Source organism: Brevibacillus sp. YAE8, assembly GCF_057543335.1.
In genome coordinates, this window is sequence record NZ_BAAIYG010000016.1 from 82,128 (window position 1) to 100,155 (window position 18,028).

General features: G+C 55.3%; 18 protein-coding genes and 1 pseudogene. 5 read left to right on the forward strand and 14 right to left on the reverse strand.

What is annotated here, in order from left to right; all coding sequences use genetic code 11:
• Positions 1-32: 32 nt before the first annotated feature.
• The 5 genes and pseudogenes from AC27IT_RS18000 to AC27IT_RS18020 form a co-directional block, all read right to left on the reverse strand.
• Positions 33-1,112, reverse strand: a pseudogene (locus tag AC27IT_RS18000) (MFS transporter); the annotation flags it as partial.
• A gap of 36 nt (positions 1,113-1,148) precedes the next feature.
• Positions 1,149-1,736, reverse strand: a complete 588-nt coding sequence (locus AC27IT_RS18005) for a TetR/AcrR family transcriptional regulator (RefSeq protein WP_197187077.1) — start codon at positions 1,734-1,736, stop codon at positions 1,149-1,151.
• Between the two features lie 159 nt (positions 1,737-1,895).
• The gene (locus tag AC27IT_RS18010) at positions 1,896-2,924 is read right to left on the reverse strand and encodes an NADH:flavin oxidoreductase/NADH oxidase (protein WP_007776811.1); all 1,029 of its coding nucleotides are present in this window, start codon (positions 2,922-2,924) and stop codon (positions 1,896-1,898) included.
• Positions 2,925-3,800: 876 nt separating this feature from the next.
• The gene (locus tag AC27IT_RS18015) at positions 3,801-4,904 is read right to left on the reverse strand and encodes a citrate synthase/methylcitrate synthase (protein ID WP_026558284.1); all 1,104 of its coding nucleotides are present in this window, start codon (positions 4,902-4,904) and stop codon (positions 3,801-3,803) included.
• 123 nt (positions 4,905-5,027) lie between these two features.
• Complete coding sequence (locus tag AC27IT_RS18020) at positions 5,028-5,945, reverse strand: LysR family transcriptional regulator (protein ID WP_005834015.1); 918 nt, start codon at positions 5,943-5,945, stop codon at positions 5,028-5,030.
• A gap of 287 nt (positions 5,946-6,232) precedes the next feature.
• Here AC27IT_RS18020 and AC27IT_RS18025 point away from each other — a divergent pair, with 287 nt between their 5' ends.
• Positions 6,233-7,879 (forward strand): DUF6583 family protein, encoded by a 1,647-nt coding sequence (locus AC27IT_RS18025; RefSeq protein ID WP_327953337.1) that lies wholly within the window; start codon positions 6,233-6,235, stop codon positions 7,877-7,879.
• Positions 7,880-7,932: 53 nt separating this feature from the next.
• On the opposite strand, the gene AC27IT_RS18030 is transcribed toward AC27IT_RS18025, so the two are convergent.
• The 3 genes from AC27IT_RS18030 to AC27IT_RS18040 all read right to left on the reverse strand — a co-directional run bounded on the left by AC27IT_RS18030 (position 7,933) and on the right by AC27IT_RS18040 (position 10,783).
• Positions 7,933-8,379 (reverse strand): metal-dependent hydrolase, encoded by a 447-nt coding sequence (locus AC27IT_RS18030; RefSeq protein WP_237716571.1) that lies wholly within the window; start codon positions 8,377-8,379, stop codon positions 7,933-7,935.
• A 51-nt stretch (positions 8,380-8,430) separates the two neighbouring features.
• Positions 8,431-8,793, reverse strand: a complete 363-nt coding sequence (locus AC27IT_RS18035) for a cupin (protein WP_340673506.1) — start codon at positions 8,791-8,793, stop codon at positions 8,431-8,433.
• Between the two features lie 157 nt (positions 8,794-8,950).
• A complete protein-coding gene (locus AC27IT_RS18040) occupies positions 8,951-10,783 on the reverse strand; it encodes an SgrR family transcriptional regulator (RefSeq protein ID WP_197187080.1) in 1,833 nt (610 codons plus the stop codon).
• A gap of 102 nt (positions 10,784-10,885) precedes the next feature.
• Here AC27IT_RS18040 and AC27IT_RS18045 point away from each other — a divergent pair, with 102 nt between their 5' ends.
• Positions 10,886-12,133, forward strand: coding sequence for an MFS transporter (locus tag AC27IT_RS18045; protein WP_448792478.1), 1,248 nt, complete (start codon positions 10,886-10,888; stop codon positions 12,131-12,133).
• A 221-nt stretch (positions 12,134-12,354) separates the two neighbouring features.
• On the opposite strand, the gene AC27IT_RS18050 is transcribed toward AC27IT_RS18045, so the two are convergent.
• From AC27IT_RS18050 to AC27IT_RS18070, 5 genes are all read right to left on the reverse strand, one after another.
• A complete protein-coding gene (locus tag AC27IT_RS18050) occupies positions 12,355-14,043 on the reverse strand; it encodes a methyl-accepting chemotaxis protein (protein ID WP_487092015.1) in 1,689 nt (562 codons plus the stop codon).
• A gap of 187 nt (positions 14,044-14,230) precedes the next feature.
• Positions 14,231-14,812, reverse strand: coding sequence for an ATP-dependent Clp endopeptidase proteolytic subunit ClpP (clpP, locus tag AC27IT_RS18055; protein ID WP_487092016.1), 582 nt, complete (start codon positions 14,810-14,812; stop codon positions 14,231-14,233).
• Between the two features lie 40 nt (positions 14,813-14,852).
• On the reverse strand, positions 14,853-15,116 hold the full coding sequence (locus AC27IT_RS18060) for a hypothetical protein (RefSeq protein WP_026558292.1): 264 nt from the start codon (positions 15,114-15,116) through the stop codon (positions 14,853-14,855).
• Positions 15,113-15,706 (reverse strand): winged helix-turn-helix domain-containing protein, encoded by a 594-nt coding sequence (locus AC27IT_RS18065; RefSeq protein ID WP_487092017.1) that lies wholly within the window; start codon positions 15,704-15,706, stop codon positions 15,113-15,115. Before AC27IT_RS18065 ends, AC27IT_RS18060 begins: the two co-directional genes overlap by 4 nt.
• A 156-nt stretch (positions 15,707-15,862) precedes the next feature.
• On the reverse strand, positions 15,863-16,630 hold the full coding sequence (locus tag AC27IT_RS18070; protein WP_487092018.1) for an MBL fold metallo-hydrolase: 768 nt from the start codon (positions 16,628-16,630) through the stop codon (positions 15,863-15,865).
• 122 nt (positions 16,631-16,752) lie between these two features.
• Here AC27IT_RS18070 and AC27IT_RS18075 point away from each other — a divergent pair, with 122 nt between their 5' ends.
• The 3 genes from AC27IT_RS18075 to AC27IT_RS18085 all read left to right on the forward strand — a co-directional run bounded on the left by AC27IT_RS18075 (position 16,753) and on the right by AC27IT_RS18085 (position 17,713).
• The gene (locus AC27IT_RS18075; protein WP_026558294.1) at positions 16,753-17,166 is read left to right on the forward strand and encodes an Lrp/AsnC family transcriptional regulator; all 414 of its coding nucleotides are present in this window, start codon (positions 16,753-16,755) and stop codon (positions 17,164-17,166) included.
• Between the two features lie 98 nt (positions 17,167-17,264).
• Positions 17,265-17,552, forward strand: coding sequence for a hypothetical protein (locus tag AC27IT_RS18080; protein ID WP_007780905.1), 288 nt, complete (start codon positions 17,265-17,267; stop codon positions 17,550-17,552).
• Positions 17,553-17,578: 26 nt separating this feature from the next.
• The gene (locus tag AC27IT_RS18085) at positions 17,579-17,713 is read left to right on the forward strand and encodes a hypothetical protein (RefSeq protein WP_005833986.1); all 135 of its coding nucleotides are present in this window, start codon (positions 17,579-17,581) and stop codon (positions 17,711-17,713) included.
• 88 nt (positions 17,714-17,801) lie between these two features.
• Here AC27IT_RS18085 and AC27IT_RS18090 read toward each other — a convergent pair.
• Positions 17,802-18,028, reverse strand: a 227-nt coding sequence (locus AC27IT_RS18090; protein ID WP_487091573.1) for a transposase, incomplete at its 5' end; no start/stop codon positions are given.

The following is an 18,028-nucleotide window of genomic DNA, read 5'->3' on the forward strand; positions in this document are numbered from 1 at the left end:
TCTACCATACTGGCCGTTTTGGGGGATTCGCTTCAACTGTTGGCCTGCAAGCCGGAGCTACGGGTTTTGCCGAACCGGAAATAGTAGAACAGGAAAATCAGCGCGTGCAGAGCGGCGAGTACCAGGTAAATGTTGCTGTAAACAAAGCCGGCCGGATACGGGTTCACAGGATTCCACTGGGTCGTTGCGCCAAGATCAATCACTTTACTGTAAATCCCCGAAGCAATCCCCATGGAGATGAAGTTCAGCATCGAAAAAATCCCCATCCCTACTCCCGCCTGCTCCTTCGCCAAGGTTCCGGAAATCGAATTTGCCAGCGTAATTTGCATGAACGACTGGCCCACATTGCCAAAGATCAAAAAGCAGGCAATCCCGATGACTGCTATGCCCGTAAAAGTAGAGAGCAGTCCAAAGCAGACCAGCAGCAAGCCGGACGCCAGAAAAAACAGGTACGCGTTCCCTTTCCGGTCTGCGAGCTTCCCGCCCACTCTGCCGAGAAGCGCCGAGGCAACGGCTGCCGGGACCATGACAAAGCCGATCCAGTTTGTAGACAGCTCTTGCACGGACGAAAGCAGCAGCGGGCTGACGTAGTACAGCGCGATCCCCATTCCGTTGATAAGAACCGCGAGTACAAGTCCTGCCGTGTAGCGTTTGTTGGCAAAAATTTTCGGCTGCACAAACGGATCGGCAGCCCGGCGAATCCGCACGATGAACAGCGCCAGTGTAAGCAGGCTGCCAAGTAGGAACCACCACGTACCGTTCGTGACTCCGAGAAGCAACAGCGCGACCGAAACGCCGAGCAGAGCGCCGCCCAGCCAATCAAAAGACCCGCGCGAGAGCGTATCTTCCTCTGCCAAATATTTGCGGTAAAACGGCAGCGTCGCGAGAATCAAAAGCGGCACGGCGAACAGCCAGCGCCAATGCGCAAAGCTGACGATGAGCGCCGACAGCACAAGCCCAAGCGCCCCGCCGAGCGCCAGCCCGACTGCCGTCATGCCCAGTACGGAGCTACGCCTCTCTGGCGGGAAGTAGCGGACGGGAATGAGCATCGCCGTAGCCGGAATGGCCGCTGCCCCTGCCGCCTGCAAAATTCTGCCGAAGAGCGCCAGCGCAAACGATTGCTGACTGACATTCGCTTGATAAAAAAACTAGGGAGTCAACGCCCTAGCAAAAATCTCCACGCTTTCCGCGATAAGCGCCTCCAGCGAGACACCCGAAAAGTTGTCCGGCCCATCCAGATTGTTCATGAACGCTCCGAAGTTCATCATCATGAAAGCCGTCGCCTGAACTTCCGGATTGGTTGGCACGATTTTGCCCCTTTTGCCCATCTCTGCGAAGTAATTCGTCAACCCGGTCAAAAGCTGGCGGGGATGCTTTTGCGTGCGCTCGCGGAAGCCTGGCAGTTGTCCTTCGTCTTTGATGCTGATCCAGATCATTTTCCGGTTTCGGTTCATCAGCTCATGGTACGTCCGGCTGACCAAAAGCAGGTCTGCGCGCAAATCCCACACGAGCCGCTCCGCAAACAGCTTTGTCATCTCCTCCGTATAATGAAAACGGTCAAAAGCGCTCTCCAGCAGATTGCGCTTGCTGCCGAACTGGCGGAACAGCGTCTTTTCACTCAAACCTGCCGCGGCCGCGATTTCTTGCGTCGTGACACCGTTGTAGCCTTTTTCCGCGATAAGATCAATGGCTGCCATCATCAGTCTTTCACTGCTGCTGAGACGATTGCTGTCCATGCTTCCCTCATCCTCAAAAATGATTGTCAGTACTGACTGACATTTGTCTTATACGTCTTTCCAGGTTGTGTCAATCCTTGCACAAGAAAAAGGGCTTCCCCCCATGTCCGCCACATCGCGGCATGAAGGGTTGCCCCGCTTTCTTCTGAAAAATGTCATTTAGAACGCGCGCGCATACTGCCGTGGCGGCTGGGCTTCTTCAGCCGACAGCGCGTGGATTGCATGCAGCGCCCAGTACGGATCGCGCAGCATGCCGCGGCCTACTGCAACCAAATCCGTGTCGCCGTTGCCAATCACTGCTTCTGCCAGCTTCGGATCGTCGAGGTTCCCTACCGCGATGACCGGAACATCGAGCGCCTGCTTGATCGCCCGGGCAAGCGGAACCTGATAGCCAGGATGGATTCCCGGACGTCCGCCGGAGCCGATCGGGCCCTCGCCGCCACTCGACAGGTGGAAAATGTCAACGCCTGCTTCCTTGTATCTGCGGCACAGCTCTGTGCTGTAGTCCAGGCCGTATCCGCCATCTACGTATTCCACGGCAGAGACGCGCATGATGAGCGGCATGTCTGCTGGAATCACTTCTTTGATGGCGGCGATGACTTCCACGCCAAACAAAGCTTTGTCGCGTCCGTACTCATCTTCCCGCACGTTTGTCAGTGGGGAGTGGAACTGGTGGATCAAGTAGCCGTGAGCGCCGTGAATCTCGATCGTGTCCATGCCTGCTTCCACCGCGCGTCTTGCCGCTTCCTGAAACTTGACGACCATCGCTTTGACTTCTTCTGTGGTCAGTGCTCGCGGCGTTTTGTAGCGGGAGCCTGGAAACGCAATCGCGGATGCAGACACGGGAACTTCCGCGTCTTCCGCTTTGCGGCCCGCATGCCCGATCTGGATGCCGATTTTCGCGCCGTATTTGTGAACTTCCGAGACGATTCGCTTGTACGCGGGAATCTGCTCGTCGGACCACAGTCCGAGGTCGTAGTTGGAAATGCGGCCGTCCGGCTCTACGTCTGTCATCTCTACGATGATGAGGCCTGTGCCTCCTACCGCGCGGGACACGTAATGAACGAAGTGCCAGTCTGTCGGCGTACCGTCCTGCGCTTCCACGGAGTATTGGCACATCGGCGGCATGACTACGCGATTTTTCAAGGTCAATCCTTTGAACTGAAACGGGGTAGACAACAAAGCCATTTGTTCCACTCCTTACTTTTTTTCATTATCATGCCAAAAGTTAGCGTGCTCTGCAATCCCTTGGCTGCACTTTGGGGATTTTCTGGTGGGGCGGTTGGAAAAGGTCAGCATGGTTTGCTTCGTCGGTGCTTTTGTTGGGGGAAGGAATGAGACGAGATGGCTGGAGCTTCTTGGGATACCCGCTGGGGGTTAGACTGCCCGGTCGGTATCCCAAAGAGCTTTCGCGGATTTCTCCTCTTTCCTCGTCAGGAGCGAATGTGTTCGTCGATGGGTTACAAAAAGCAAGAAAAAAAGAATTGGTAGCGAATACTCGGAAGTCTATTGCCGATGCCGCTCGACCAGCCAGGTGTTTTGTCGCCTTTTTGCTTCTGCTGGCATCGAGTCTTTTGCTTCCCCTTCTCGTGCAACATCCCATCCAAAAATCAACACCTCCCCGACCGACAGAGCAAATCTCGCCCGAGGCAACAGGAGGAACAAGCGGACGTCTTTGAGACTCCGGCCAGCCTTCCAGCTAAAAGCCAAAACACGCCTTTTATCATCGTCAACCTCGAACCAGCAACCTGCCCAGACTCCCTTCATTTAACGCGTTTTCCCTCCACCCATACGAAGCAGACAGCCCCAACTCCCTTACCGGAAGCCAAAGCACCTAAACCGTTTCCTCTTATTTTCTCCGTCCATCGCTACGACCACAATTAACCGTCAGCGCACGGTGTCTCGCTTACGAAAACTGCCGTCTTATCACCTCACCTGCACAAGCAAGCCCTGCCTGATCTGACCCGGCGTACAGCCTTGCCCCAACTCATTTCTGCAGCAAAAAAAGCCACCCGCGCCAACGGATAGCTTTTCTCCAAAACAAAAGACAAGACGCCTTCTCTATTATTCCGGCATGGTGCCGATGTAATTCGATTGAGGACGGATGATCCGGTTTTTCGCGGCTTGCTCCAAAATGTGAGCGGTCCAGCCAACCACGCGGCTGACGGCGAACGTCGGCGTGAACAGGTTGTCGTCCAGCCCTACCGCGCGCATCACTGCGGCGGCAAAGAACTCGACGTTTGTATTGAGCTTGCGGCCTGGCTTGTATTCTTCCAGCAGTTGCAGGCCGACCTTTTCTACGTGTGTCGCGAGGTCAAACCACGGATCGTTGGCCGACAGCTCGGAAGCGACGACGCGCAAAGCGGTTGCCCGCGGGTCGACGGTTTTGTAGACGCGGTGTCCGAATCCCATCAGGCGGCCGCCGTTTTCCAGCTTGTTGCGAATCCACGGCTCCGCGTTTTCCTTCGTGCCGATCGCTTCGATCATCTCGGTCACTTCGGACGGAGCGCCACCGTGCAAAGGACCTTTCAAGGTGCCGATGGCCGCCGTAACCGCAGAAATCAGGTCAGACTCTGTAGAGCTGACGACGCGGCCTGCGAAGGTAGAGGCATTCATGCCGTGCTCCTGCGTCAAAATCAGGTACGCATCCAGCGCCCGCACATGAGCCGGATTCGGCTTTTCCCCTTTTAACATGTACAGGTAGTTTGCCGTGTGATCCAGCTCCGGATTCGGGTCGAGCGGCTCGCGGCCTTCCAGACAGGCGAAGCGGTACGCGACAATCGTCGGCATTTTCGCTGCCAGCGCGATGACCTCATCAATGGTTGGCGGGAAGCCGTGGGAGGAACTGCCCAGAGCGGAAACACCCGTGCGCAGCACGCTCATCATATCGACATCTGCCGGAATCAGCTTCAGGATTCCTTTGACATGCTCCGGCAGTTCGCGGTTTGCTTTGAGCTTGTTCTTCAATTCTGTAAGCTCCTGCTCGCTTGGCATATGTCCGAACCAGAGCAGGTGTGCGACTTCTTCAAATGTGTGATGAATAGCGAGATCGCGTGCCCAATGCCCGCGGTAAACAAGCAGTCCGTTAATTCCATCGACCAGGCTCAGGTCTGTTTCTGCTACGGCGATTCCATCCAGACCAATTGCCAAAGGATGTTGTTTTGTCATGATCGCCACTCCTTTTTCATCTCTTTTCCCTCCAGTATATCGATTATCAATATGAAAGGGAAATAGAATTAAAACCCGCTATTAATCACATTTCGTAATCATTCGGGTTTGCAGCAGCCCAAGCTATGCCTTGCTTCCTCCTTGCATGACCGGAGACATCGGCGGATACAGCGCCTGCAAAATCTCCATGAAGTGCTTCGCAGGCTCGCTGATCCCGGCTTTGGGCACGAGCAGGTAGGAGGCGACCTTTGGCAACACAAGTCCCGGCGTAGGCAGCTCGATAAAACGATTTTCGAACAAATCCCGGCTCACGGCCGAACGTGGCAAAAAAGAGACGCCAAGCCCGTCTTCAATGAAGCGTTTGGTAATGTCCACCTGCGAGACAGCCATCGTGCGCAAGGCCAGCCCTCTCTGGCGCAAAAGCAGCAGCAGCTCGTCCCAGTAGCCCGGGTGATTGTGGGTCAGCAAACGGTTGGACTGCACCTCCTGCTCCCAATCGGGCAGCGGTGCGTCTATGTCCCCGCCGCTGTGCGGTACCGCAAATACAACCGGGTCCTCGTACAGCATGTACGTGTCCAACTGGAACTCTCCGGGCACCATCCGGGTCAGTCCCAGGTCTACTTGTCCACTCTGAACCAGCGGGCCGATCTCGACGGAGTCGGCAATTTTGATCGAGATGTCGACATCGGGATACTGCCTGGTAAAACGGTGAAGCAAATGGGAGAAGCGGGCACGGGCAATGATCGGCGAGACTGCCACCTGGAGCTTTTCCCGATACCCTTGGCGCCACGCCTGCAAATCCTCCATGCTGTGGTGCCACTGTTCCAAAAGCCCTTTTGCATGCGGCAGATAGCGCTTGCCTGCTGCCGTCAGCCGAACGCGCTTGCCGACGCGTTCAAACAGCTTGATCCCCAGCTCCTTTTCCAATTGCCGGATATGTTGGCTGACAGTGGGCTGAGCGATAAACAACGCCTCAGCCGTCTGATGAAAATTTTCGGTTGTAGCCGCCACCAGAAACGTTTGCAGCACGCGAAAGTCCACACGATCTCCTCCTATCCATCTCTTGTCTCTATAGCCCCCAAAAACCTGCTTGTACCATCCATTTTCGTCGATTCCCACCGAAAACGAAAGAAAGGATCAGACAAAACGGTCCCAGGGTGAATTTGCATAACAGCCTGCCCTATTTTTGGGTCTTTCTTCCTCTTTTTTGAAATATTTTACTGGAAATCACTTTCATCCATCCTCCTTATGGTACAATACAAAATCGAGTGCGAAAAACCATTTGCATTCGCACGCCAAAGAGAGATAGTCACAAAGGGGAGGAACTCATGGAAACCACAACAAACGTGAACCCGCCACGCAAAAGCTTGAAAAAGCCGCTGTTAATTGCCGGAGCGGCTGCTGTCGTAATTTTGGGCGGGCTTGGAACAGCCTACGCCAAATTCGACTTGTTCAAAAGCGCGAAAACGATCTACCTGCAATCCGAAGCTGAGAGCATGCTGAAGTTCTCATCTGACATGTCCAAGGCTTATGGGGAATACGAAGACTACATGAAGCCATATCTGGACAAACCTGTCCACTCCACTACGGAGCTGTCTGACATTACAGTAGATGCTGCCCTCCCGGACCCGCAAGCCCAGAAGGTACTCGAACTGTTGAAAAGTGCAAAAATTGTGATGCAAAGCAACATCGACGAGCAAAAAAACCAGCAGCAAGGCAACTTCGAAGTCCATCTCAAGGACAAGAAGCTGGCTACTATTGAATATTTCCTGAACGACACCCAGTTCGGTTTCCGTCTGCCTGAGTTTTACTCCAAGTATGGCTATATGGATTTGAAAGACCGCGATGCGCTCAACCAAAAGTTCGGCCAAGAGCTGCCGAAGCGCTTCCTCACTTATCGTGACCTGATGGAAGCTGTCCGCATCAGCCAGGATGAAGTGAAAAGCACGCTGACGCCTTACGCGATGCTGTACGCGGAATCGATCAAGGACAGCCAGGTGACCATCAACAAGGACGCTTCCTTCACGGAAGAAGGCTTCAAGGAAAGCGCGCGTGAAATCACCGTAACCTTTACCGAAGAAGAAGCGAAAGCCCTCGCAACGAAGCTCGCGGAGAAGGCAAAAGCGGACCAAAAGCTGTTTGACCTGATCTACACCCGCTACCACAATGTTTCGACATTGATGGCTGACAGCGGCTACGCCGTAGAGGAAATTTCCAAGGAAGAATTCAAGAAAAACTACGACCAAGGCTTCGACGACTTGCTGAAAGACATCAACGACTCCACTACAGAAAGCAAGGAACAGCTCAAAATGGTCGTGCTCGTAGACGGCGATCACCAAATTCTGTCCCGCAAGCTGATGTTTACCGGAAAAGACAACAAGGAAGAGCAACTGTTCTTCAGCGGCATCGCTTACCAAAAAGGCGCAGACAGATTCTATCGCTACGCCCTGCACAATCCGGAAGACCCGAAAAACGGCGAGCTGTCCTACACGTACAAAGCGACCGAGCAAAACGGCAAAACAAACGGCAAGCTGAGCGTGATGGTCAAAGACAACGAGCAGCCTGCTCTGGATCTGGCTACCACGTTCGAATCCGTGAAGGAAGGCCAAAAAGTAACAGGCAAATACGACTTCGCTCTCGTCGTAGCGGATGAATACTCCGAGCCAGTCGCTTTGAACGGGAACATCACCGTATCCGAAACGACGACAGACAACGGCCGCGATTCCGATGGTAGCGTGAAAATCAACTTCGACAATCCGACTCCTGACATGCCAAAAGGATTCAGCCTGAAAGTGAAGTCCAAGCAAGAATTCGGAAAAGCGCTGGAGATTCCGGCGATGACGGCTGATAATGCCATCAACCTCGCAAACCTCACCGACGAGCAAATGATGGAAATTCAGCAGGAAGCAGGAACCGCAGCGCAAAAATTCATGCAAGAAAACGCCGAGCTGGTGCAGCAATTCATGATGCCGTAAGCCGCGCACCTGCGATAAGCAAAGAACCCTGTCCACAAGGCAGGGTTTTTTTTCTACCGATATCCCATGTAGATGATGAATCCGATCGCCGCGTAAAAGACGAGCCGGTCTACCGTGCGATAGAGCGTCTTCGACAGCCGCAGGCCGATCCACCCCGTCCGCAGCGGCCAAAAAAGCTGAATACGCCCCACCAGCATATCGCTGACCAGATGCGACAGCACCCCCCAAAGAGCAGCCCAGCCCGCTGGCGTATCGCCCCAAAAAAGGGCCGGCAGCAGCAGGATGACCCAGGAATGAGTGATCGTCCGGTGGCCCAGTCCTCTTTGCAGCATTTTCGAAAAAGGGCCGAAAAGATGCCCCAGCTTGCTTCGCGCCTGATCGATATCCGGCACCAGCGCCATCGTGGCTCCAATCACGCTGCCCTCCCAGGAGGGGTACGCCCAGTAGCCCGCGATTGCGCCCAGAAGCATGTGTGTCTTCCACGTCATTTGCTGTTTCACACCGACTTTCCAAGATGTTCTCGTTCGCTTTTGCCCAGTTGGCGTGAAGAGCTATGCTTCCAAGAGCGGCATGAAACTTTGCGGATCGAGCCGCTCGCCTTCGATGACGATCGCCGTCATGCCGGACTCGGTTCCCGATTCGTGCCCTTCTCCCGTCTCCCAAAAAGCCGCCTGTCCCGCCTGAATCGGAATGTGCTGGTCATCCTCTCCCCGCACCCAGCCTTCTCCGCTGACCACGAGAAAAAGCTGCGGGCAAACAGCCGGATGGTAGCCCACTACTCCGCCAGCCTGCAGATGAATGCAGCCGATAGACACTGGCTCGTCTGTGCGCACGATACGGGAAAACACAGCGCTGACAGAATCAAAACGTTCGATCTCCTTGCCTGCCTGTCTGTCGAACCGGAAACGTTTCATAGCCTCTCCCCCAGCTTTTGTCATTGAACCCCTATCTTAGCGCAATTGCCGCCTCGCGGACAGACTCCGATTTCCCTCAGCTTTATGTTATAATAGAAGCAGGAGGAACTAGCCAATACACCTCCTCTTTTTTATGCCCGCGCGCATGCGTGTTCCGTCAATCTGTACCGGCAGCATGCTCCTGTTTGAACCAGATGTCTTTGTAGTTGGCCTGTCCGAGCGCATTCAGCGAGACTCCGGCAAGCGCCGAGTTGTAGACCGAATGCTGCCGCGTATGGTACAGGTACAAGAGTGCCGATTGCTGTTCAAGCAACTGCTCGATATCGCGCAGCCTCCTTTGCTGGCACTCCCCGGACTGCTCTTCCATCAACTGCTCCAGCTCGCGGTCGATTTGCTCGCGCAAGGCCGGACTCCACAGTTGACGCACAAAGCTGATATCCGAACGGAAAAACTCGACCATGCCCAAAATCCACTGTTCATCAAAAACTTCGCCCGCCAAAACGAGATCGGCTTGCCGCAACACGTCCGGCTTTTTCAACTCCTCGATCGGCACGACAGTCACCTCTACATCCACGCCGCACTCCGCCAAATGCCGCTGTACCCACTCCGCGTTGTTTTCGTTTCCCGCTCCTTCGTATGTAAACAGCTTCAAGCACTCTCCGCGGTAGCCGCTTTGCATGACGGCAGTCCGTTTTTTCTCGCAGCTCTGCTCGGCTAACGCTGGCTCCACTCCGGCGACCTCGGGGAAAAAGCTGAAGGCGCGCCCGTAACGATTTCCGCGCAGCTCCGCGATCATTTGCTTGCGCGAAAGGATGCGATCGAGCGCCTGGCGGAAAGCGGGAATTTGCTGCGGTCCTTGCCGATTCAGGTTAAAGGCGAGATAAGTCGCTCCCCGCTCTACCTGCTTCAGCTCCTGCCATCTGCCCAGCGGCTTCGGCATGCTCCACGCTGTCTGGAAGTGCACCTCTTTCGCTGTGGCGAAAATTTTTTCGCTGCGCTTGTCGAATGGCGGCACCACCCAGATTTCCACCCGATCCAAATGGGCCCTCCCGAGAAAATAAGTCGGAAATGCCTCCAGCACAAACATCTGCTCGTCGTTTTCCACCAGGCGAAAAGGCCCGCTCCCGACTGGCAGACGGCTGTACTCTTCCCCTTTTTGCTGCACCACGTCCCAAGGAACGATGGACAGCCGATCCGAGGCCAAATAGGCGGGCAGCAAACAGTTTGGGCGGCGCAGCTCGATTTGCAGTACGGTGTCCCGCAGCGCAGTCATGCGCACGACATCCTGCAGCATCCACCAATACGGCGATTTCGTCTTTGGGTCAGCTACCCGCTCCAGCGTCCAGATCACATCATGAGCCGTAAGCTCGCGCCCGTGATGGAAAGACACGCCTTTTCGCAAATAAAACGTCCAGCTCGTCCCGTCCTCATTCGTCTCCCAGTAATGGGCCAGGTGCGGCTTGTACGTGTTTTGCTTCTCGTCGTACCGAATGAGCGTATCGAAAATTTGCCTGACCATGTGCGATTCGGTCCGTCGGTTGACAAACGCCGGGTCGAGAAAAGGAATTGTCCGGTAAAAGGCCATGCGCAGCGTGTCCAATGTGCGCGTTTCCACTGTTTGACTGCGAAAGCCAAACTGACCGGAGAGCCAGTCGAAAAAGCGTTCCCTGCCCCTTGCAGACAGCTCCGACTCATGGAGAAGCTGCATGGCCCGCTCCAGGTCGCCGTGCTGGATATGCGCCTTGGCGAGCGGGATGACGATCTGCTCCGCACTGCGCACGAAGACGAGCCGCGATCCTCGCCCGCGCCCCCGGCCCGGCATCCACTCAATCCAGCCTTGCTCCGAGAATTGCTTCAAAATGTTTTTGACATTGCGAACCGTACAGCAAAAAATCTCGGCCAACTCGCTCAACGTAATCTCCAGCGCCTCGCCCTCCGGCCTGTCGGCAAAATGCTGGCGCAAGCGCAAGTAATGATAAACAATCTGCATCGTCCGCTCACTCTTTTCGTTAAAAGGGGAACTTGTTCTCTTATTACTCTACCCTTTTTCTTCCCCTTTTTCCAACTACAATGGAGTACAAAGAGGGGGGTTATGATGTCCATGCTGGTCAGCCAAACAAAACCGAAGGCCAATCCGCAATCGCCGCAGAGCGCCTCGCTCTGGCGCAACCGGCCGTTTCTCGTCCTGTTTTGCACCTCGACTTTGCTCGCTTGCGGCAGCAAAGTGTACGAACTCGCCTTGCCGCTTATTTTGTACGACATGACCCAGTCACCCGTGGCGATGACGACGATGAAAAGCATCGAGTTTTTGCCCAATTTGCTGCTCGCCATGTTCATTGGCGTATGGGTCGACCGCTTTTCCAAAAAGCGCTGGTCGCAATGGATGGTGTTCGGGCAAATGGTGCTGCTGTTTTTGCTGTACGGCTTGTCAGCGGCGGGCCAGGCCCAGATCATGCACTACTACGTGGCCGGATTTTTGCTGATGGCCCTGCACTACGGCTTTCAAAATGCCCGGGTCAGCATGCTCAAGCAGGTTGTCCCCACACCGCTGCTCACCTCGGCAAACGCCCGCTTTTCCTTCATGACTACGTTCATCGAGATCATGGGTCCGGCGCTCACGGGCTTTATCCTGCTGCTCGCCAGCCTGCACGCGGGTTTGTTGATTACAGGCTTCGCCTATTTGCTGGCTTTTGTCGCCATCTCGTTTCTGGAAAAGACCGATACGCCCCCGGCGCCAAAAACAGGCTTCTGGCAGGAGCTGAAGGCCGGCTGGATCGAGCTTTTGCGCAATCAGGCGCTGTGGCGCATCAGCCTGCTCGTCATTTTTCTCAACGCGACTTCCGGCATGTACGACGCGATGATTATTTTCTTTGCCAAAGACCAGTTGCGGCTGGACACGTCTACGCTCGGGCTGGTTCTGTCCGCGGCCGGTCTCGGCGGCCTTGTTGGCAGCTCGGCGGTAGCCTCCCTGCGGCGGCGCTTTCCGATTGGGCAGTTGATGGGCACGACGATTTTGTTGCTCGGCTTCTCCTACCTGCTCATGGTTTTTGCCAGCAGTACGTGGTTGCTCTGTCTGTCGCTGTTTCTCACCGGGCTGGTTTCTACCGTTGAAAATGTGTGCATCTGGACGTTTCGCCAGGAGACTACCCCGGCCCATTTGATCGGGCGGATCAGCGGCATTACCGGCTCCATCTTCAAGCTGGGCATCGTCTTTTCCATCTACGGCTCCGGCTTCATGACGGTATCGTTCGGCCCGTGGGCGGTATTTCTCGCCGCAGCCGTCGGCAATGGGCTGATTTTTTTGCTCTATCGCAAGCTCGCCCTGTGGCGGCTGGCATGATTGCGGGCAGCGAGGCTCAGGGGGGTGGGGGTGCTTTCCGGCTTTCTTGGCTGGCTCGGCCCTCTCCGCTGGCCCAACTCTATCAGCTTGCCCCGCCCCCTCAGCTTACCCGACTCTCTCCGCTGTCCCGGCTCCCTCGTCGTCTTGCCCGTCAAAAAAGCCACCCGCAGGTTGTTCACGCCTGCAAGTGGCTTTTCCGCTTCCCAGTTACTCCCTTATCCTCACGCCTTGAAACGGCTGATTAACTTCTCCAAATCCTCTGCGAGATTGGCCAGCGAGGCCGCCGAAGAGTGGATTTCCTGCATGGAGGCCAACTGCTGTTCGGTGGCGGCGGACACATCCAGCGTCCGTGTCACGGCCGTTTGCGTGACGGAGGCGATCAGTTCCATCGACGACGCGACTTTTCCTGTGCTCTCAGTCAGGGCGCGGGAAGCGGCCGAGACATTTTCCACGTCGTTTGCCACGCCGACAACAGCATCGCGAATGTGCGAAAAGACTTCGCCTGCCTGCGCTACGCCCTCCATCCCGGCCGCCACTTCTTGCGAGCCTTTTTGCATGGACGAGACTGCTTCGAGCGTCTCTGCGCGTATGGCCGTAACCAGTTGCGTGATCTCCTGAGCGGACGCGGAAGCCTGCTCGGCCAGCTTTCGCACTTCATCGGCGACAACCGCAAAGCCTCTGCCCTGCTCACCCGCCCGTGCCGCCTCGATCGCGGCATTGAGCGCCAGCAGGTTCGTCTGACCAGCGATTTGCGTGATGACCTCGACAATTTGCCCGATTTGCTCGGAACGGCTTCCCAGTCCGCTGACTGCATGCGCAAGCTGCTCCATAGTCTCGCCTACGCCATTCATCTGCTCCACCGCAAGCTGAACCGTCCGGGTTCCGCCAGTAGCCAGCTCTGAGGCGTTCATCGCGGCAGCGGAAACGTTTTGGGCGCGGGCGGCAATACGCTCGATGCCCGCAGCCATTTCCTGCACTTCCTTGTCGCCCTCTTCTACTTGATGCGACTGTGTGTCCGCACCTGCTGCCATTTCCTGAATCGTTTCTGCGATCTGCTCGGTCGCTTTGCTCGTCTGCTCCGAGCTGGTCGTCAACTGCTCTGCCGCCGCCGCTACCTGCTGGGCGTGCCCGCGAATGAGCGAAACGAGCTGGCGCAGATTCGCCAGCATCCGATTGAACGACGCAGCTAACTGTCCGATCTCATCGTTGGATGATACCGTAAGCTCATGGGTCAGGTCGCCTTCTCCGTCCGCTATGGCCGCAAGCTGGGCATTCACCCGGTTCAGCGGACGAATGATCGCCCGAACCAGCAGTCCCCCGATTACGAAAGCGATGAGAAAGCCCGCGACACTAAACGCAATCTGAATGTTCACAGACACAGCTTCCTGCGCTGCCAGCTCCTGCGTGCCCGCCTCTTTTTCCTGGCGCACGTCCTCCATCAGTCCGCTCACCGTCGAGTCGAGCGTCTTCCGCGATTGGCGCTCGATGCCAAAATGATGGCTCAGCGCCTCTTCCCGCTTGCCTTGGTCAAGCGCTTCTACCGCTTTGTTGCTCGCCGCCAAATATGCCGCGTATAGCTGCTGCGCTTTTTGCAGCGTCTCTTTTTGCTTGGCGGTAATGTCCTCATACTCGTTCATTTTTTGGAACAAGGCTTCCACTTTGCCCGCCTTTTCCTTCAGTTCCTCGCGAAATTCCTCGTCTCCGGTGAGCAAATACCCGCGCTCGTCATTGTTTCGGCCCGTGATCGTAAACTGCATCTCCCGCAAGTCGGTCAAAAGGTCCCCGTCATCGAGCATTTCTTCATAAGCAGCTTTCAATGTTTTCGTATGAATATACATATATGTACCTGAGCTAAACATGATGGCCAAAATCACGCCAAAAGCGAGAATAAATTTCGTTCTAATCTTCATCAGAGCGCCTCTTTCTGTCGAAATAAACAAATTTATGTCGAAAATACTCGGCTGCCACCCTTTTTCTTTCCCCGTCGCCATCGGTCCTAAACTAGTCGGAAAATTCATGCACCATTGCTTGCCAAAAAGAAAAAGCACCCGCGGAGCAGTCCGTGGATGCGTTGCAAGCATATGATCTTTTTATCGGCTACAGCTTTTCGATTACATTATCAATCAAGCCGTATTCAAGCGCTTCGGCTGCCGACATGAAGTAGTCGCGGTCGGCATCTTTTTCGATTTTCTCGACTGGCTTGCCTGTACGCTCCGAGATAATCGAGTAGAGCATGCTGCGATGCTTGAGGATTCGCTCTGCGGCGATCTTGATGTCGCTCGCCTGCCCCTGGCTGCCGCCCCACGGCTGATGAATCATGACTTCCGCGTTTGGCAGGGCGTAGCGTTTGCCCGGCGCTCCCGCTACCAGCAGCATCGCGCCCATGGAGGCCGCCATTCCCGTGCAAATTGTGGACACGTCCGGGGCGACGAACTGCATCGTGTCGATGATCGCCATTCCCGCTGTCACCGAGCCGCCAGGCGAGTTGATGTACAGATGGATGTCTTTTTTCGGGTCTTCCGCCGCAAGAAACAGCAGTTGGGCCACCACCGCATTCGCAACCTGGTCGTCAATGGCGCTGCCCAGAAAAATGATGCGGTCTTTCAGCAAACGGGAGTAAATATCGTACGAACGCTCTCCATAACTCGTCTGCTCCACCACTACCGGAATCAGATTCATGCAAAACCCTCCTTTATTATTTGTTCACGGATGGAATGGATTACGCTGCCAGCCTCATGCTGTTGGCCTGCGGCGTCGCAACAGCCGCCTTGCTTTTGCCAAACCCGGAGGAGACTTGCGTGACGATAGCCGGGTTGTCGCTTGGCCCCACTGTCCACGCGGTCACAGCGGCTTCCCTGTCGACAGCGTCACTGCCGCCGTCTCTCGCAGGCAGCGCAATGACATTGCCCCGCTTTGATTCGGTCCGACTTTCCCACACGACGACTGGCCTTGGTTGGCCTGCTGCTTTGGCTTCAGCCTTCATGACTGATCGCCTCCTTCTTTTGGATACACCGCGAGAATGACCTGATACGTCTCCTGCCCCTGCGCTGCTGTCTGATACTTTTTGACCAACTGATTCACCAACTGCACGTATTCCTCGACAAAAGCGCTCCGCTCCTCCGCGCTGGCGAGGCGAATGCTGGTATCGAGTGTGGCACTCGGAATTTCTTTTTCCTGATCCGAGCGCTCCAATATGAGCAGGGCATCGCGCTTGATCCGCTCCGCCGTATGGATCAAATGCGACAAAGCCCCCTGGTCCTTCATCTGCTGCACCGTGTCGTTCGCCCAGTTCAGCCCTTCGGAGAGCACGTAAGTCCGGGCGATTGCCAAATACAGCACCTCGACCAGATTGCGGACTTGCCGACTTCCCACCCGTCTGACCAGCCCGACTTTTTCCAAAGCCTTCAGGTGATAATTGACGCGCTGTGGAATCTCGTTGATTCCCCGCGCCACTTCTGCCGCTGAAGCAGGCTCCACCAGTCGGCTCAAAATCTCCGCCCTGAGCGGATTCAACAGCGCCATCGCCTGCTCCGGCGTCTCGACAACATACGTTTCAAGCTGTTCGTGCGCCACAACAACACCTCATGACATTAATCATTTACGTAAAAATAGTTTATTACGTGAGATTCGATTTGTCAAATGCTGGACCAGCCCGAAAAATGACCGTACGAAAAAAAGCAGCTCCGCCCGTTCGCGAAGCTGCTGTATCTGTCTTTTTCCGTCGGGATTTTACCGGGGAGCAGGGTAGGCGATTCTCTCTCCATCTGCGGGTATCCGCACGCGGTCCTGAAGCTTTCTTTTCGCCAAAAACTTATGCAGCTCGGCGCGTGACAACAGGCAGTGATTCCACGTCTCCATGTGCGCAACGAACAGGTGGCTGTCCGGTGCGGCGGCCGCTACAAGAGCGATGTCCTCCCCCGTCATGGTGATCGGATCACCCGTCAAAAACTGGGCCGCTCCGGCAAACACGACAATCACGTCGGGAGCAAACCGCCCGATGGCCTCCTCCACCTCGGCACACCAAACCGTATCCCCTGCCACGTACAGCGTCGGCACGCCAGGTGCCTGCAACACAAAGCCGGACACTGGCCCCATCTGTTTCCCGATCTCGCCTGTCCCGTGCCTTCCGCCTGTGCGGTAGAGGCGAATCCCTTGCCATTCCTGCTCGCTTTCGATCGCGTTTACATGGGAAAAGCCCTCCTGGTGCAGCATGTCCGCATCCGGCGGCTGGCAAAAAACAGGCAGGTCGGCGGGCAGCAAGCGGAGTGTTTTTTCGTCCAGATGATCTCTGTGCGTATGCGTCACCAAAACCGCCTCCACACCATCCAGCACTTCTTCCGTGGAAAAAGGCAGCTCCACCAGCGGATTCGCTCGCTGATTCGGCGTATTTGGCACAGCAGACAGCTCCCCCGCCGCGCTGAACATCGGGTCGATCAAAAACGTGCGGCCGCCGTAGGTCACTTTGAGCGTAGCATGTCGAACAAGTTGGATGTGCATGTCTTCTCTTTCCTCCAATCGCAGGCGTATAATCGTGGTAACTTGCTTTTATTGTAAAAGACGCACGCAGGTAGCCGCGAAACAAATCCGGCGCCTCACTTTCACCGCGAAAGGAGATTTTCATGCTCGACCAAACCGACCATGCCATTCTGGCTTTGCTGCGTCAAAACAGCCGTCTTTTGTGGAAAGACATCGGCGAGCAGGTCCATCTGAGCGGGCAAGCCGTCGGCAACCGGATCAGAAGACTGGAGGAGCAAGGCGTCATTATCGGCTACACGACCATCGTCGACGAGGCCAAGCTGACTCCTTCGCTCACCGCGATGGTCACGATGTTCATGAAGACGACCGACCATTCGCGCTTTGCCCGCTTCGTCGCAAGCCGCAGCGAAGTCATCGAAGCTCATCGCATTAGCGGGGAAGGCTGCTACACGCTGAAAATCAACGTCGCGGACCACACCGCCTTAAACCGCTTTTTGGACGACCTCCTGCCCTTTGGCAACTACCGCGTCAACCTGTCTATCGGCCAACTCAAATAGTGCAGCGATTCCGACCAGAAGCAATCTCCCTTCTTTTACGTATTGCCTGATGATGTGAACAGGAGTAGAATGATGGGTACGAAAGGAGGGGAATCGCCATGGAAGATATGCTGTTGCTGCTTTCGCTGGAGGATTTCTTCGCCTTGCTCGCCCTTTTTGTGGGCTGCTTTACGTCTGCTTTTTGTCTCAGACGTTGTCATCGCCCGCAAATACAGGCGTTTCGTTGGAGTTCCAGTGACACCTATCGACCTTCCATCAATCCTTGCCTGGTTGAGACTTATCCGATGGCAGCAAGGCAACCGCTGCGCTTCCGCATGCTCCGGCGCGCGCGGCATGCGAATGGCGACAAGGATACATACCGCTCCCTTTTGGATCTGGCTGTTTGAACAAAATCCAAAAGGAGGTAGATCATATGATCGCCAAGTACATCGGAGAAGCTTTGTTGTTTGTGGTAGGTTTGCCGCTTTTCGCTTACCAGACCGGAGAAAGCCTGCACGCTTTGGCAGACGCTTTCGCGCAAATGTCCGATTTCGTTAACTGGAAATAAGCACGCCGTTTTTGGGCGGAAAAAAGTAATAAGCCTGGCTGTCTGTGGTCATAGCCCCGTCAAGTAGACACTAAAAAAAGATGCTATCTTAAGCGGCGATCGATTCCCGGTATTGGACTGGGGAGAGGTCGCCGAGTTTTTTCTGGAACCGCTCTGTATTGTAGAATTCGATGTATTCAGCGATCAGCTTGCGAGCGTGAGCTATATCTCTTGGTTTCTCCAGATACAACTTTTCCGTCTTCAGGTGTGAAAAAAACGATTCAACACAAGCGTTGTCGAAGCAGTTCCCCCGTCTGGAATGGCTTCCGGTTAGCC